Genomic DNA, 15,380 nt, shown 5'->3' on the forward strand with positions numbered 1-15,380 from the left:
TCGCAAAGCACCAAGATCTATGACCGCGCCACGGGCAAGATCACCTATGGCCGCGTGCCCTCGGGCTCGGTCGTGGTCCCCGGCTCGCTGCCCTCGGCCGATGGCACGCACAGCCTGGCCTGCGCCGTCATCGTCAAGCGCGTCGACGCGCAAACGCGCGCCAAGACCAGCATCAACGATCTGCTGAGGGCCTGATGAGCACTCCCGCGTCCGCGCCGGCTTCCGCCGTGCTGGATCTGGTCAAGGACCTGATCGCCCGCCCGTCGGTGACGCCCGCCGATGAAGACTGCCAGGCCACGCTTGCCGCGCGCCTGGAACGCATCGGCTTCAAGTGCGAAACCATCGCCCAGGGCGGCGTGACCAACCTGTGGGCGCGGCGCGGAACCGCCGCGCCGCTGGCCGTGTTCGCCGGCCACACGGACGTGGTGCCCCCGGGCCCGCGCGAAAAGTGGGAAAGCGATCCGTTCGTGCCCACCGAACGCGACGGCTACCTGTACGGCCGCGGCGCGGCCGACATGAAAAGCTCGATCGCCGCCTTCGTGGTGGCGGCCGAGGAATTCGTGGCGGCCAATCCGCAGCACGGCGGCTCGATCGCGCTCCTGATCACGTCCGACGAGGAAGGTCCGTCGATCGACGGCACCGCCATCGTGTGCGACGCGCTCAAGGCGCGCGGCGAACAGCTGGACTATTGCATCGTCGGCGAGCCCACCTCGGGCGACGCGCTGGGCGACATCTGCAAGAACGGCCGCCGCGGCTCGCTGTCGGGCAAGCTCACGGTCAAGGGCATCCAGGGCCACGTCGCCTACCCCCACCTGGCGCGCAACCCCGTGCACCAGCTGGCGCCGGCCCTGGCCGAGATCGTCGGCATCGAATGGGACCGGGGCAACGAGTACTTCCCTCCCACCACGTTCCAGGTGTCGAACCTGAACTCGGGCACGGGCGCCACCAACGTGGTGCCTGGCGAGGCGGTCGCGCTGTTCAACTTCCGGTTCTCGACGGCGAGCACGCCCGAAAGCCTGAAGGCGCGCGTGCACGAGGTGCTCGACCGCCACGGCCTGGAGTACGCGCTGGACTGGGATCTGGGCGGCGAGCCCTTCCTGACCCCGCGCGGCTCGCTCAGCGAAGCGCTGTCTTCGGCCATCAAGGACGAGACCGGCGTGACGACCGAGCTCTCGACGACCGGCGGCACCTCGGACGGCCGCTTCATCGCCAAGATCTGCCCGCAGGTGATCGAGTTCGGCCCGTGCAACGCCACGATCCACAAGGTCAACGAGCGCATCGAGATCGCCTCCCTCGAACCGCTCAAGAACATCTACCGGCGCACGCTGGAAAACCTCCTGCCCGCCAAGTCGTAACCCCTCCCGCGCCAGCCGCGGGCCTTCCGCCCCTCGGGAGAGTCCATCCCCCGAGGGGCGGCCTCATCAAGAAAGCCAGCCATGCATCCATCCTCCCGCCAAGAACTGCAGACCCTGCGCGATCTGATCCGCTACGGCGTTTCGCGCCTGAACGCCGCGCAAGTGGCGCTGGGCCATGGCAGCGACAATGCCTGGGACGAGGCGGTCTATCTGACGCTGCATGCCCTGCACCTGCCTCTGGACACGCTGGACCCGTTCATCGACGCGCGCGTGCTCGGCGAAGAGCGCGACCGCGTGCTGGATCTGATCGACCGCCGCGTGACCGAACGCGTGCCGGCCGCCTACCTCACCAACGAGGCCTGGCTGCGCGGGCATCGCTTCTATGTGGACGAACGCGTCATCGTGCCGCGCTCGCCCATCGCGGAACTGCTCGACGAAGGCCTTGGTCCCTGGGTGCAGGATCCGTTCGCCGTCGAAAACGTGCTGGACATGTGCACCGGCTCGGGCTGCCTGGCGATCCTGTCGGCGCTGGCGTTCCCTCACGCCCATGTGGACGCGGTAGACGTATCCCCGGATGCCCTGGCCGTGGCGCGCCGCAATGTGGACGACTACGCCCTGGCCGGCCGCCTGGACCTGCACGAGAGCAATCTGTTCGATAGCCTGCCGGCGCGCCAATACGACGTCATCGTCTGCAATCCGCCCTACGTGAACAGCGGCTCCATGAACGCCCTGCCCCAGGAATACCGCCACGAACCCCAGTTGGCGCTGGCTGGCGGCGCCGACGGCATGGACCTGGTCCGCCGCATCCTGGAGGCCGCCCCGCGCTACCTGGCGCAGGAAGGCGTGCTGGTGCTGGAAATCGGCCATGAACGCGATTTCTTCGAGGCCGCGTTCCCGCAGCTGTCCCCGGTGTGGCTGGACACCGAAGAAGCCTCCGACCAGCTTCTGCTACTTACCCGCGAGCAACTGAGCCTGTGATACGCGCTACTGGATTGACCTTGCGCCGCGGCACGAAAGTGCTGTTGGACGACGCCGAATTCGTCGTGCACCCGGGCGAGCGCGTGGGCATCGTGGGCAAGAACGGCGCGGGCAAATCCACGCTGTTCGCGCTGCTGACGGGCGACCTGGACGTGGACGCCGGCACGCTGGCGATGCCCGCGGGCTGGCGCATCGCCAGCGTGAAGCAGGAGATCGACGCGGACGACCGGCCGGCGCGCGAATTCGTCATCGACGGCGACGTCCACCTGCGTGAACTGCAGGCCCGGCGCGCCGCGCTGACGGACGAGCAAGGCACGCAAATCGCCGAAGTGGAAGCGGCGCTGGTGGAAGCCGGCGCCTGGAGCGCGGCTTCGCGCGCCGAACAGCTGCTGGCCGGCCTGGGATTCAAGCCCGCCGAATGGATGCAGCCGGTCGAAAGCTTCTCCGGCGGCTGGCGCATGCGCCTGGCGCTGGCCCGCGCGCTGATGGCGCCGTCCGAGCTGCTGCTGCTGGACGAGCCCACCAACCACCTGGACCTGGACGCCATGCTGTGGCTGGAGAAATGGCTGGGCGCCTATCCGGGCACCGTCATGCTGATCTCACACGACACCGAGTTCCTGGACGCGGTGGCCAAGTCCATCCTGCACTTCGACCACGCCAAGCTGGTGCGCTATCGGGGCGGATATGGCGACTTCCTGACGCAGCGCGCCGAACGCCTGCGCCAGAGCAACATCGCCTACGAGCGCCAGACGCGCGAGGCCGCGAGGCTGCAAGGCTTCATCGACCGGTTCAAGGCCAAGGCGTCCAAGGCCAAGCAGGCGCAAAGCCGCGTCAAGGCGCTCGCGCGCATGCAGGTGCTGGCTCCCTTGCAGGCCGAGGCGGGCATCGACATCCGCATCCCTTCGCCGGAACAGGTGCCGGATCCGCTCCTGACCCTGGAGCATCTGTCGGCCGGCTATACGGACGCAGCCGGCAACGCCGTGCCTATTTTGCGCGACGTGACCCTGATGGTCCGTGCCGGCAGCCGCGTGGGTGTGCTGGGCGCCAACGGCGCCGGCAAGAGCACGCTGATCAAGACGCTGGCAGAAGAGCTTCCCGTGCAGGCCGGCGCGCGCCGCGCCTCGCGCGGGCTCGCCATCGGCTATTTCCACCAGCACCAGCTCGACATGCTGGACGTGGACAGCACGCCGATCGCCCACCTGGCGCGCCTCGCTCCCGAGGCCCGCGAACAGGAGCTGCGCAATTACCTGGGCGGCTTCGGCTTTTCGGGCGATACCGTCACGAGCAAGGTGGGCCCGATGTCCGGCGGCGAAAAGGCCCGCCTGGCGCTGTCCCTGATCGTCTGGCAAAAGCCCAACCTGCTGCTGCTGGACGAACCCAGCAACCACCTGGACGTGGAGACGCGCGAGGCCCTGGCCACCGCGCTGGCGGACTTCGGGGGCAGCATGCTGCTCGTATCGCACGATCGCCACCTGCTGCGCACCACGGTGGACAGCTTCTGGATCGTGGCGGACGGCGCCGTGCGCGAGTTCGACGGCGACCTGGAAGACTACCGGGACTGGTTGGCGGCGCGCAATGCGGGCGAGCGCGCCGAAGCGGCGCGCGAAAGCGCGGCTAACGGCGAGCCGGTGGTCGACCGCAAGGCGCAGCGCCGGGCCGAGGCCGAACAACGCCAGCGCCTGTCCGCCTTGCGCAAGCCGCTCGAAACCAAGCTTGCCAAGGTCGACGCCGAAATGGAAAAACTGCGGGCCAAGCTGCAGGCGCTGGACGCCATCATCGCCGACCCGGACCTTTATTCTGACGCCCGCCGCGCGGAACGCCAGAAGGTCATGGCCGAGCACGGCGAGCACGGCAAGCGCATGGACGAGCTGGAAGAGCAGTGGCTGGAGATCCAGGGCTCGCTCGAAGAGATCGAGCAGTCCGAATCCTGAGAAAAGAGCGCCTGGGCCGCCCCGCGCTTGCGGAGGCGCCCGGCGCTTCGGCCTGCTTACGAGTAGGGGCGCTCGCGCAGGCGGGTGTGGTGGTCCACCACCACGTCGATCACTTCGCGCAGGATGGTCTCGGCCAGCGCGGGCGGCACGCCCGCCTCTTCGGCCAGCCGGCGGATGCGCGCGACCTGCTGGGACTCGCGCTTGGCATCGACCAGGTCCATGCCATGCGCCTGCTTGAGTTCACCGATCATGTCCGTGCAACGGAATCGCACTCCGAGCAGCAGGATGATCTGCTGGTCGATTTCATCGACCTCGGCGCGCAGCGACGCCAGCTCGGCTTTCGGGGAATCGTTGTCGGCCATGTCTTTCAACCCTGAACAATATCGAGCTTCGCGATGCCCAGCGCCAAGGTCTTGGCGCCCACGTCGCGGAACTGGATTTGGGCCTGGGCGTCCTGTCCTGCTCCGCTCAAGCCGATGATCGTGCCCTCGCCGAACCGCGCGTGGCGCACGCCCTGACCCACACGATACTGCTTGTCGCCGACGGTGACACCCGAAGCGACACTGCGCGGTTGACGCGGCGCAATGGTGTTGGTGGGCTTGCGTCCGAAGGCGTCGCCGCGGTTGCCGCCGCCCCAGCCCGCGCCCGTGGCGCCGACCTGGGCCAGGCCCGCCTTGGGCGTAAGCCATTTCAGGTGCTGCTCCGGGATTTCTTCCAGGAAGCGGGAACGCATCGCGTAGCGCGTCTGGCCGTGCAGCATCCGGCTTTGCGCCAGGCTGATGTACAGGCGCTGGCGCGCGCGGGTGATCGCCACGTACATGAGGCGGCGTTCCTCTTCCAGCCCGGACGGCTCAAGAATGCTGTTCTCGTGAGGGAACAGCCCCTCTTCCAGGCCGGTAATGAAGACCGCGTCGAACTCCAGGCCCTTGGCCGCGTGCACGGTCATGAGCTGGACGGCGTCCTGGCCCTGCTGGGCCTGGTTATCGCCCGCCTCCAGCGCCGCGTGCGACAGGAACGCCGCCAGGGGCGTGAGGCCGTCCGTGACGATGGCCGGCGCGTCCACCACGCCCGGCATCAGCGTGGACGACGTGTCCTGCTCGGGCACGACGCCCGCGGGCAACCCGTCGTAGTTTTCCTCGGACGCGAACACGGCGGCCGCGGTGATCAGTTCGTTCAGGTTTTCGAGGCGCTCGGCGCCCTCGCGCTCGGCCTTGTAATGCGCGTTCAGGCCGCTCTCTTCGAGCATGTGCTCGACCATCTCCGGCAGTGGCAGATCCCGCGTTTCCTCGATGAGGCGGTGGATCAACTGCGCGAACTGGGCCAGATTGGAGCCGCCTTTGCCGCCCACGAGGGCCACGGCGGCGTACAGGCTGGTGTCGTGCGCGCGGGCCGCGTCCGCCAGTTGTTCCAGCGTGCGCGCGCCGATGCCGCGCGTGGGAAAGTTGACGACCCGCATCCAGGAGGTGTCGTCGTGCGGATTGGCCATCAGGCGCAGGTAGGCCAGCGCGTGCTTGATTTCCTGGCGCTCGAAGAAGCGCAGACCGCCATAGACCTTGTAGGGAATGCCGGCCGAGAAAATGGCGTGTTCCAGCACGCGCGACTGTGCGTTGCTGCGGTAGAGCACGGCGATTTCGCGGCGCAGGCTGCCTTCGTGGATCAGCGAACGGATCTCGTCCACGATCCATTGCGCCTCCATGCCGTCGGAAGGCTGTTCGATGACGCGCACGGGCTCGCCTTCGCCCTGCTCCGTCCAGAGGTTCTTGCCGAGCCGGCCGGTGTTGTGCCCGATCAGCGCGTTGGCCGAATCCAGGATGTGGCCGTACGACCGATAGTTCTGCTCCAGGCGGATCACCGTGCCGTGCGCGTAGTCGCGCTCGAAATCGGCCATGTTGCCCACGTTGGCGCCGCGGAACGCGTAAATGGACTGGTCGTCGTCGCCCACCGCGAAGATGGCCGCGCCGCCGCCGGCCAGCAGCCGCAGCCACTTGTACTGCAGGGTGTTGGTGTCCTGGAACTCGTCGACCAGGATGTGGCGGAACCGGCGCTGGTAGTGCTCGCGCACGGGCGCGTTGCGCGACAGCAGTTCGTAGGCGCGCAGCAGCAACTCGGCGAAGTCCACCACGCCCTCACGCTGGCACTGGGCCTCGTAGAGCTGGTAGATCTCGATCAGGCGGCGGCGATGCGCGTCGTAGGCCTCGACGTCCGCCGGACGCAGGCCCTCTTCCTTGGCGCCGTTGATGAAGCGCTGCACATCGCGGGGGGGATACTTTTCGTCGTCTACGCCATTGGCCTTCATGAGGCGCTTGATGGCGGCCAGCTGGTCGGTGACGTCGAGGATCTGGAAACTCTGCGGCAGGCCCGCATCGCGGTGATGCGCCCGCAGCATGCGGTTGCACAGGCCGTGGAAGGTACCGATCCAGAGGCCGCGCGTATCGATGGGCAGGATGGCCGACATGCGCGCCAGCATCTCGCGGGCGGCCTTGTTGGTAAACGTGACCGCCAGCAGCCCAAAAGGCGAAGCCTGGCCGGTTTGAATCAGCCAGGCCATGCGGGTGGTGAGTACCCGGGTCTTCCCGCTGCCCGCCCCGGCCAGGACCAGGGCGTGCTGCGGTTCTAACGTTACTGCGGCGCGTTGTTCGGGATTGAGCTTCTCTAGCATCATGCCGCGTAGCGGCGCAGACGTTGAGCGAATTGCTCGAGCCCGGCGATGCCGCTTTGCTGGGCGCGCTGGCACCAGGCCTGCAGGTCATGGAGGAGCTGTTCGCTGCTGGCGCTGGAGCTTTCCCAGATGCGGCCGAGTTCGCGGCGCATCTGCACCAGCGTCGACAGCGACTTGTTCTGGGCGATGGCCTTGTCCACGGCAGCCAGTTGCTCGGGCTGCAGGATTTCTTCGTTGCGATGGATGGCGCGGCGCACGCTGTGCAGCTTGGTGTAGCCGCATTCGGCGTTGCCTTCCTGACGCGAGGCCTTGAGCTTGGCCAGTTCTTCGCGGGCGGCGCTCTTGATCACGTCCGCATAGCGGGCCATGACTTCGTAGCGGTGCGTGATCACGCCTTGCAGCGTGCGCAGGTCGATGCCCGTGCGGGAGTCGTCCAGCTTGAGCTTGGGCGCAACCTTCTTGATCTTGGCCAGGCCGAAGAACTTCAGGATGTTGATGTAGCACCAGCCGATGTCGAACTCGTACCACTTGGCCGAGAACTTGGCCGACGTGCCGTGGGCGTGGTGGTTGTTGTGCAGCTCTTCGCCGCCGATCACGATGCCCCACGGGAACACGTTGGTGCTGGTGTCCGGGCTGTTGTAGTTGCGATAGCCCCAGTAGTGGCCGATGCCGTTCACGACGCCGGCGGCCCAGAAGGGGATCCAGGCCATCTGCACGGCCCACACCGTGACGCCGATGGCGCCGAACAGGGCGATGTCGATGGCGAGCATGGTCAGCACGCCCCACAGGCTGTGCTTGCTGTAGACGTTGCGTTCGAGCCAGTCGTCAGGGGTGCCGTGGCCGAACTTGGCCATGGTTTCCTTGTTGTTGGATTCTTCGCGGTAGAGCTCCGCGCCGCGGAACAGCACCTTCCAGATGCCGAACAGGATGGGCGAATGGGGATCGCCTTCCTTTTCGCACTTGGCGTGGTGCTTGCGGTGAATGGCGACCCATTCCTTGGTGACCATGCCGGTCGTCATCCAGAGCCAGAAGCGGAAGAAATGCATGACGGCTGGATGCAAGTCCAGACCGCGGTGCGCTTGGCTGCGATGGAGAAAGACGGTGACCGACACGATCGTGATGTGCGTCATCACCAGCGTGAAAACGACGATCTGCCACCAAGTGGCTTGCGTCAGACCGCCGGCAATGAAGGAGAGGATGTAATCCATAAAGCTGTTATGAGCCTCGCTTGAGAAGTGCCTGAAGTTTAGCTTACCTTTGCCGTCTTATGACAAGGGAGTTTCAAAATAGTTTTTGAGAGAAATCAAGGACTAAGCCCTGGTTTTGAAGCATAGACATCTCCGCTCGCGACCATGGCGGGCAGGCGCGAGGCCAGGCCTTGCGGGTATCCGGCGCCTGGGCCGGCCGCCCCGGGACAGGCGTGGGGCGCGCGCATAGGCAAGTGGTTTTGGCAGAATTCCACCATTAAAGTTCCTGTCAGCTCGGGTCCGGCCTTGCCCGGGCCGCGCCGCGGGCGCACACTCTGGCTCCGTTTGTTCGAATTGTCTCTTTTGCCCCACTGATGTTGTCCGAAAAAATCTGTCCCCGTTTGTTTTTCGCGCTGACCCTGCTGGGAGCGACGCTGCCGCCGCCCGCCTCGTCCCAGACGCTGAAGTCGGGCGAGGTCGCCGTGCTCGCCTCGTACTATGAGATCCGCGGGTCGGACTGCCTGCCCCTGCGCGCGCCGCGGGTGACCATCACCCAGGCCCCGCGCCTGGGCAAGGCGAACGTCATGCAGACGCGGGGCCAGACCGCCGGGTCCGGGCGCTGCGCCTACAAGGCGGTGCCCATATCGCAGGTGGTCTACCAGGCCGACCGGCCGGGCGACGACCTCCTGGCCTGGGAAGTGAAATACCAGGACAAGGCGCTCGGCACCCGCCGCTACAGTGCAACGGTGGGCGTCACGCCGGCCCCCTGATCTGGCGCGGGGCCGTCGCCCCTCAGGCCGGCTCGCCCTGCCCGTCGGCGGCTTCCGCGGCTTCCGGCGCCTCGCCGCCTTCGGCTACGGCCCCTTTTTTCCTGCGCTCGAACACGGCGGCGAAGAAGCCGTCGGTACCGTGCACGTCGGGACGCAGCTGGACGTACGGCCCCTCCAGTTTCAGGTTTTCGCAGCGGGCCGCCAGGATGCCGGCGGCGTCCAGGCGTTCGAAGTCGGGATGGCTGGCCAGGAAACGCTCGGCCTGCGCCTCGTTTTCCTCCGCCAGCAGGCTGCACGTGGCGTAGACCAGGCGCCCGCCGGGCGCCACGCAACGCGCCGCGCTATTCAGAATGCGCTCCTGGAGCTGGCCCAGTTCGGCCAGCGCCTCGGGGTGCTGGCGCCACTTCAGGTCCGGATTGCGGCGCAGCGTGCCGATGCCGCTGCACGGCGCATCCACCAGCACACGCTGGGCCTTGCCGGCCAGGCGCTTCACGCGGGCATCGTTTTCATTGTCGATGACGACGGGCACCACGTTGGACAGGCCGCTGCGCGCGAAGCGCGGCTTGGCGCGGGCCAGGCGCGCCGCCGACACGTCGAACGCATACAGGCGGCCCGTGGAGCGCATCAGCGCGCCCAGCAGCAGGGTCTTGCCGCCGGCGCCGGCGCAGAAGTCGATGATCATTTCACCGCGGCGGGGGCCGACCAGGAGCGCCAGCAGCTGGCTGCCTTCGTCCTGCACCTCGATGCTGCCGTTCTCGAACTGCGGCCAGCGGTTGATGGCCGGACGGCCTTCCATGCGGATGCCCCAGGGCGAATACGGCATGGCGACCGGCGCGTAGCGCCCGGCGCCCTGCTGCAATTCGGCCAGCATCGCGTCGCGTTCGGCCTTCAGCGGGTTGACTCGCAGGTCCAGGCTGGCCTGGCGGTTCAGCGCCTCGATCAGCGTTTCGGGACTGTCCATGGCGCCCAGGCGCTCGTCCAGCCAGTCCGGGATGCTGCCGCGCACCGCGCGCGGCAGCGTCGCCAGGTCGATCTGCGACACGCGCCGCAGCCATTCGGCCTCGGCGGCGTCCAGGCCTTCGGCGAGCTCGCCGGCGCCCAGGGTGGCGGCCAGGCCGAGGATGGCGAGGCGGCGCGATGCCGGGCCTACGCCGCTCTCGCCGAACTGGCGATATCGGCGCAGGTGGCGCAGCACGTCATAGACGGCTTCGGCGACTTCGGAGCGGTCGCGCGCGCCCAGGTTGGGGTGGTTGCGCAGCCAGTGCGACAGCGCCGCGTCGGCCGGGTAGGTCCATTGCAGGATCTCGCCCAGCGCGCGCTGGACCTGCTCGATGCGGATGGCGGCGTACGGCTGGCGCGGGCGGCTGGCCTGCGGCTTCTGCGGCGTCCGGCCCGGATTGGCCCGGCCAGGATTGGCCCCGCCCTCGGCGCGTTCGGAACCGTGGAAGGCCCGTTCGCCGCCGCGATCTCCGCCGCGCGAAGCGTCGTAGGACGGGCGCTGGCCCGGACGGCCGTCGCGGCGCTCGGAGCCGTAGGAGGCCCGTTCGCCGCCCCGGTCTCCGCCGCGCGGGGCGTCGTAGGACGGGCGCTGGCCCGGACGGCCGTCGCGGCGTTCGGAACCGTAGGAAGCGCGCTCACCGCCGCGCGGGGTCTCGGAGGGCGCACGGCTTTCGGGCCGCTCGTCGCGCTTGCCGGCGGGCCGGCCATCGCGCCCGCGCTCGAGCGCCTGCCGGGCCTCGCCCTTGGGGCGCGAGAAGAAGCTCCGGCCGTCGCGCCCCTCGGAGGCAGCCTGTCGGGCGCCTGCGGGACGGGAACGCGGAGATGGGGATTTAGTCATGGCGTATTCCAGTGGGGCGGAGGCATTCCGCCCGGTAAAAGCGATTCGGAGCCGCTCAGGCGGCCGGCGACCAGGTGAACAGGCGTTCGGGATCGCCCTCGACGTTTACCCGCTGGTCGCTCGTCAGGGTAACCCGGCCCTCGGCCAGCCAGCGCACCGCCGCCGGGAAGGCCTGGTGCTCGACGGCCAGGACGCGGTCGGCCAGCGTCTCGGGCGTGTCGCCCGCCAGGACGGGCACGCAACCCTGGGCGATGATGGGGCCATGGTCCAGCACCGGGGTGACGAAATGCACCGTGCAGCCATGCACGCGGACGCCCGTGGCCAGCGCCTGGGCATGCGTGTGCAGGCCGGGAAACGCGGGCAGCAGCGAAGGATGGATGTTGACCAGCCGGCCGGCGTAGTGATTGACGAAGCCCGGGGTGAGGACGCGCATGAACCCCGCCAGGATGACGTAATCGGGCTCGAAACGGTCGATCTCGGAGGCCAGCGTGGCATCGAATGCTTCACGGCTGGCGTAGTCCTTGTGGTACAGGGCGGCGGTGGGGATGCCCTGGTGGGCCGCCCACTCCAGCCCGCCGGCGTCCGGCCGGCTGGCGATGACGGCGGCGACTTCGGCCGGCCAGCCCTCGTTGCGGCAGGCTTCGGTCAGCGCCCGCATGTTGCTGCCCCGCCCCGAGATCAGGATGACCAGGCGGCGCTTGGTGGTAGATGTTTCCGGCAAGATAAGGAATTCCAAGGGAAATCGGGCCCGTCCGCCCTCGAGGCCCCGCCCGCCGGAAAGGCCAGGGCGCGTGGCGGGAAGGGATGGGAACAAACCCGGAATCCAAAATTGTAAACTCTCGCTCGTGAAACCATCGCTGCGCATCTACCGATCCCTGCCCCCGCCCGACCGGCGCGCCCCTTGCGCGCTGACGATCGGCAATTTCGACGGCGTCCACCGCGGACACCAGGCCATGCTGGCGCGCGTCTGCCAAGTGGCGCGCGAACGCGCCCTGGTGCCCGCCGTCATGACCTTCGAGCCGCATCCGCGGGAATATTTCGCCACGCTGAACCAGCGTCCCGAGCTGGCGCCCACGCGCATCTCCGGGCTGCGCGACAAGCTCGCCGCGCTGGCGCGCTACGGCATCTCGCAGGTCGTGGTGGAGCGCTTCAACGCCCGCCTGGCCGAGATGTCGGCCAACGCCTTCATCGAGCACCTGCTGGTCGAGGGCCTGCATGCCAAGTGGCTGCTGGTGGGCGAGGATTTCCGCTTCGGCCACAAGCGCAGCGGAGACATCGATCTGTTGCGCGAAGCGGGCCTGCGCCATGGTTTCGAAGTGCAGACGCTGGCCGACGTGACCGACCAGCACGGCCACCGGATCTCCAGCTCCGAGGTCCGCACCGCGCTGGCCGTGGGCGACCTGGAACGCGCCCGCCACCTGCTGGGGCATCCCTTCCACATCAGCGGCCACGTGATCCATGGCCAGAAACTGGGCCGCACGCTGGGCTTTCCCACGATGAACCTGAGGGTGGCCGAACGCTGCGCCGCGCGCTCCGGCATCTACGTGGTCCAGGTCCACGGCCTGGCCGAGCGCGCCCTGCCCGCCGTCGCCAGCCTGGGCGTGCGCCCCACGGTCGAGGACCGCGGCCGCGTGCTGCTGGAGGCGCACCTGCTCGACGAGACCATCAACGCTTACGGTAAACTCGTACGCGTCGAGTTCCTGCAAAAGCTGCGGGACGAAGAAAAATTTCCTGACCTCCCTTCCCTGACTGCCGCCATCGCCGAAGACGCGCGAAACGCGCGCGCCTATTTTGCCGTTCATGGACTATAAAAAGACCCTCAACCTGCCCGATACTCCCTTCCCCATGCGGGGCGACCTCGCCAAGCGCGAGCCCGCCTGGATTTCGCAGTGGGAGGAAAACCACGTCTACCAGGCGATCCGCGCCGCCAGCCGCGGCCGGCCCCGCTTCGTGCTGCACGACGGCCCGCCCTACGCGAACGGCGACATCCATATCGGCCATGCGGTCAACAAGATCCTGAAGGACATCATCGTCAAGAGCCGCAACATGGCCGGCTACGACGCGCACTACGTGCCGGGCTGGGACTGCCACGGCATGCCGATCGAGATCCAGATCGAAAAGAAGTACGGCAAGCACCTGCCCGTAGCCGAAGTGCAGGCCAAGGCGCGCGCCTACGCCCTGGAGCAGATCGACCGCCAGCGCAAGGACTTCAAGCGCCTGGGCGTGCTGGGCGAGTGGGATCGTCCCTACATGACGATGAACTTCAGCAATGAAGCCGACGAAATCCGCGCGCTGGGCCGCATCCTGGACAAGGGCTATGTGTTCCGCGGCCTGAAGCCCGTGAACTGGTGTTTCGACTGCGGCTCGGCGCTGGCCGAAGCCGAAGTCGAATACGCGGACCGCGTCGACCCTGCCGTGGACGTGGCCTTCCCGTTTGCCGAACACGCCAAGCTTGCCGCCGCCTTCGGCCTGGATTCGGTGGACGATGGCGCCATCGTCATCTGGACCACCACGCCCTGGACCATCCCGTCCAACCAGGCGCTGAACCTGCACCCCGAGATCGAATACGCGCTGGTGCGCGTGTCGCCGGCGCCGAAGTTCGGCCCGCTGCTGCTGATCGCCAAGGAACGCGTCGAGGATTGCCTGAAGGCCTGGGGCCTGGAAGGCGAAGTCATCGCCACCGCGCCGGGCGCCGCGCTGTCCGGCATCCAGTTCCGCCATCCCCTGGCGCAGTTCAACGCCGCCTACGACCGCAAGGCGCCCATCTACCTGGGCGACTACGTGACGGCCGATTCCGGCACGGGCGTCGTGCACTCGGCCCCCGCCTACGGTATCGAGGACTTCATGTCGTGCAAGGAGCACGGCATGAAGGACACCGACTTCATCAGCCCCGTGATGGGCGACGGCAAGTACGCGGACAGCCTGGCGCTGTTCGGCGGCCTGTCGATCTGGGACGCGAACCCCAAGATCGTCGATGCCCTGAAGGAAGCCGGCGCGCTGATGCACGTCGAAAAGCACAAGCACAGCTACATGCACTGCTGGCGCCACAAGACGCCCATCATCTACCGCGCCACCAGCCAGTGGTTCGCCGGCATGGACGTGGCCCCGAACGACGGCGGCCCCACCCTGCGCGAATCGGCGCTGGCCGGCATCGACGCCACGGCCTTCTACCCCGCCTGGGGCCGCGCCCGCCTGCACGCCATGATCGCCAACCGTCCGGACTGGACCCTGTCGCGCCAGCGCCAATGGGGCACGCCGATGGCCTTCTTCGTGCACAAGGAAACCGGCGAGCTGCATCCGCGCACGTCCGAGCTGCTCGAACAGGTGGCGCAGCGCGTCGAGCAAGGCGGCATCGAGGCATGGCAGACGCTGGACCCGCGCGAACTGCTGGGCGACGAGGCCGATCAATATGAAAAGAACCGCGACACGCTCGACGTGTGGTTCGACTCCGGCAGCACCCATGCCACCGTGCTGGGCGGCAAGGACGGCGCCTTCGCCGGTTCGCACGGCGCCGAACTGGCCTGGCCCGCCGACCTCTACCTGGAAGGCTCCGACCAGCACCGCGGCTGGTTCCATTCCTCGCTGCTGACCGGCTGCATGCTCTACGGCCAGCCCCCCTACAAGGCCCTGCTGACGCACGGCTTCGTGGTGGATGGCCAGGGCCGCAAGATGAGCAAGTCGGTGGGCAACGTGATCGCGCCCCAGAAGGTGTCCGACTCGCTGGGCGCGGAAATCCTGCGCCTGTGGGTGGCTTCCACCGATTATTCCGGCGAGCTGTCGATTTCGGATGAAATCCTCAAGCGCGTGGTCGAAGGCTACCGCCGCATCCGCAACACGCTGCGCTTCCTGCTGGCCAACCTGGCCGACTTCGACGCCGTGTCGCAGGCGGTGCCCTACGGCGAGCTGCTGGAAATCGACCGCTACGCGCTGGCGATGACGGCGCAGATGCAGGCGGAAGTCCAGGGCCACTACGAGCGCTACGACTTCCACCCGGCCGTCTCCCGCCTGCAGACCTTCTGCTCGGAAGACCTGGGCGCGTTCTACCTGGACATCCTGAAAGACCGCCTGTACACCTCGGCGGTGGACAGCCGCGCCCGCCGCTCGGCCCAGACCGCCCTGCTCGACGTGACGCAGACGCTGCTCAAGCTGATGGCGCCCATCCTCTCCTTCACCGCCGAAGAGGCCTGGAAGGAACTGGTCGGCTCCGCGCTGAAGAACCAGGCCGACGCCGCCCGCACGACGATCTTCACCGAGGTCTACCACGTGCTGCCGCCGTTTGCCGACGCCGACGCGCTATCGGCCAAGTGGACGCGCCTGCGCGCCATCCGCGCCGAAGTCCAGCGCAAGCTGGAGGAAGTGCGCACGGCCGGCGACATCGGCTCGTCGCTGCAGGCGGAGGTCGACCTCTACGCCAACGGCGCCGACCACGAACTGCTGGCCAGCCTGGGCGACGACCTGCGCTTCGTGCTGATCGTTTCGCGCGCCACCGTGCACGCTGCCGAAGGCGAGACCCGCATCGAAGTCACGCCCTCGGCGCACAAGAAGTGCGAGCGTTGCTGGCACTGGCGCCTGGACGTGGGCCAGGACGCGGACCACCCCGAGATCTGCGGCCGCTGCGTGTCCAATCTGTTCGGCTCGGGCGAAGCCCGCGACAAGGCCTGAG

General features: G+C 67.9%; 11 protein-coding genes and 1 pseudogene. 7 read left to right on the forward strand and 5 right to left on the reverse strand.

Annotated elements, in window-relative coordinates:
• The 4 genes and pseudogenes from dapD to ACN6PJ_RS24950 form a co-directional block, all read left to right on the forward strand.
• Window positions 1–195, forward strand: a pseudogene (gene dapD, locus ACN6PJ_RS24935) (2,3,4,5-tetrahydropyridine-2,6-dicarboxylate N-succinyltransferase); the annotation flags it as partial.
• Window positions 195–1,355: a succinyl-diaminopimelate desuccinylase gene (gene dapE, locus ACN6PJ_RS24940; RefSeq protein WP_427998476.1), complete on the forward strand. Its 1,161-nt coding sequence runs from the start codon at window positions 195–197 to the stop codon at window positions 1,353–1,355. The pseudogene dapD and the gene dapE, both read left to right, overlap by 1 nt.
• An 81-nt stretch (window positions 1,356–1,436) precedes the next feature.
• Window positions 1,437–2,333, forward strand: coding sequence for a 50S ribosomal protein L3 N(5)-glutamine methyltransferase (prmB, locus tag ACN6PJ_RS24945; protein ID WP_427998477.1), 897 nt, complete (start codon window positions 1,437–1,439; stop codon window positions 2,331–2,333).
• Entirely contained in the window at window positions 2,330–4,264 is a 1,935-nt protein-coding gene (locus ACN6PJ_RS24950) for an ABC-F family ATP-binding cassette domain-containing protein (protein WP_427998478.1), read from the forward strand. The genes prmB and ACN6PJ_RS24950 overlap by 4 nt, the downstream gene beginning before the upstream one ends.
• A 56-nt stretch (window positions 4,265–4,320) precedes the next feature.
• On the opposite strand, the gene ACN6PJ_RS24955 is transcribed toward ACN6PJ_RS24950, so the two are convergent.
• The 3 genes from ACN6PJ_RS24955 to ACN6PJ_RS24965 are packed head-to-tail and all read right to left on the reverse strand — an operon-like array spanning window position 4,321 to window position 8,131.
• Complete coding sequence (locus tag ACN6PJ_RS24955; protein ID WP_043547590.1) at window positions 4,321–4,626, reverse strand: chorismate mutase; 306 nt, start codon at window positions 4,624–4,626, stop codon at window positions 4,321–4,323.
• Window positions 4,627–4,631: 5 nt separating this feature from the next.
• Window positions 4,632–6,926, reverse strand: coding sequence for a UvrD-helicase domain-containing protein (locus tag ACN6PJ_RS24960; protein ID WP_427998479.1), 2,295 nt, complete (start codon window positions 6,924–6,926; stop codon window positions 4,632–4,634).
• Window positions 6,923–8,131 (reverse strand): DesA family fatty acid desaturase, encoded by a 1,209-nt coding sequence (locus ACN6PJ_RS24965; RefSeq protein WP_427998480.1) that lies wholly within the window; start codon window positions 8,129–8,131, stop codon window positions 6,923–6,925. The genes ACN6PJ_RS24960 and ACN6PJ_RS24965 overlap by 4 nt, the downstream gene beginning before the upstream one ends.
• 353 nt (window positions 8,132–8,484) lie before the next feature.
• Between ACN6PJ_RS24965 and ACN6PJ_RS24970 the strand changes: the two genes are divergently transcribed.
• Complete coding sequence (locus ACN6PJ_RS24970) at window positions 8,485–8,880, forward strand: hypothetical protein (protein WP_427998481.1); 396 nt, start codon at window positions 8,485–8,487, stop codon at window positions 8,878–8,880.
• A 22-nt stretch (window positions 8,881–8,902) separates the two neighbouring features.
• Here ACN6PJ_RS24970 and ACN6PJ_RS24975 read toward each other — a convergent pair whose 3' ends face one another.
• Window positions 8,903–10,213: an RsmB/NOP family class I SAM-dependent RNA methyltransferase gene (locus ACN6PJ_RS24975; RefSeq protein WP_427998524.1), complete on the reverse strand. Its 1,311-nt coding sequence runs from the start codon at window positions 10,211–10,213 to the stop codon at window positions 8,903–8,905.
• Window positions 10,214–10,772: 559 nt separating this feature from the next.
• On the reverse strand, window positions 10,773–11,438 hold the full coding sequence (purN, locus tag ACN6PJ_RS24980) for a phosphoribosylglycinamide formyltransferase (RefSeq protein WP_427998482.1): 666 nt from the start codon (window positions 11,436–11,438) through the stop codon (window positions 10,773–10,775).
• A 124-nt stretch (window positions 11,439–11,562) separates the two neighbouring features.
• Between purN and ACN6PJ_RS24985 the strand changes: the two genes are divergently transcribed.
• Window positions 11,563–12,528, forward strand: a complete 966-nt coding sequence (locus tag ACN6PJ_RS24985; protein WP_043547582.1) for a bifunctional riboflavin kinase/FAD synthetase — start codon at window positions 11,563–11,565, stop codon at window positions 12,526–12,528.
• Complete coding sequence (ileS, locus tag ACN6PJ_RS24990; RefSeq protein ID WP_427998483.1) at window positions 12,518–15,379, forward strand: isoleucine--tRNA ligase; 2,862 nt, start codon at window positions 12,518–12,520, stop codon at window positions 15,377–15,379. The genes ACN6PJ_RS24985 and ileS overlap by 11 nt, the downstream gene beginning before the upstream one ends.
• The last annotated feature ends 1 nt before the right edge of the window (window position 15,380 follow it).

It is taken from the genome of Achromobacter sp. (assembly GCF_050285585.1).
Classification (GTDB): Bacteria; Pseudomonadota; Gammaproteobacteria; order Burkholderiales; family Burkholderiaceae_B; genus Achromobacter.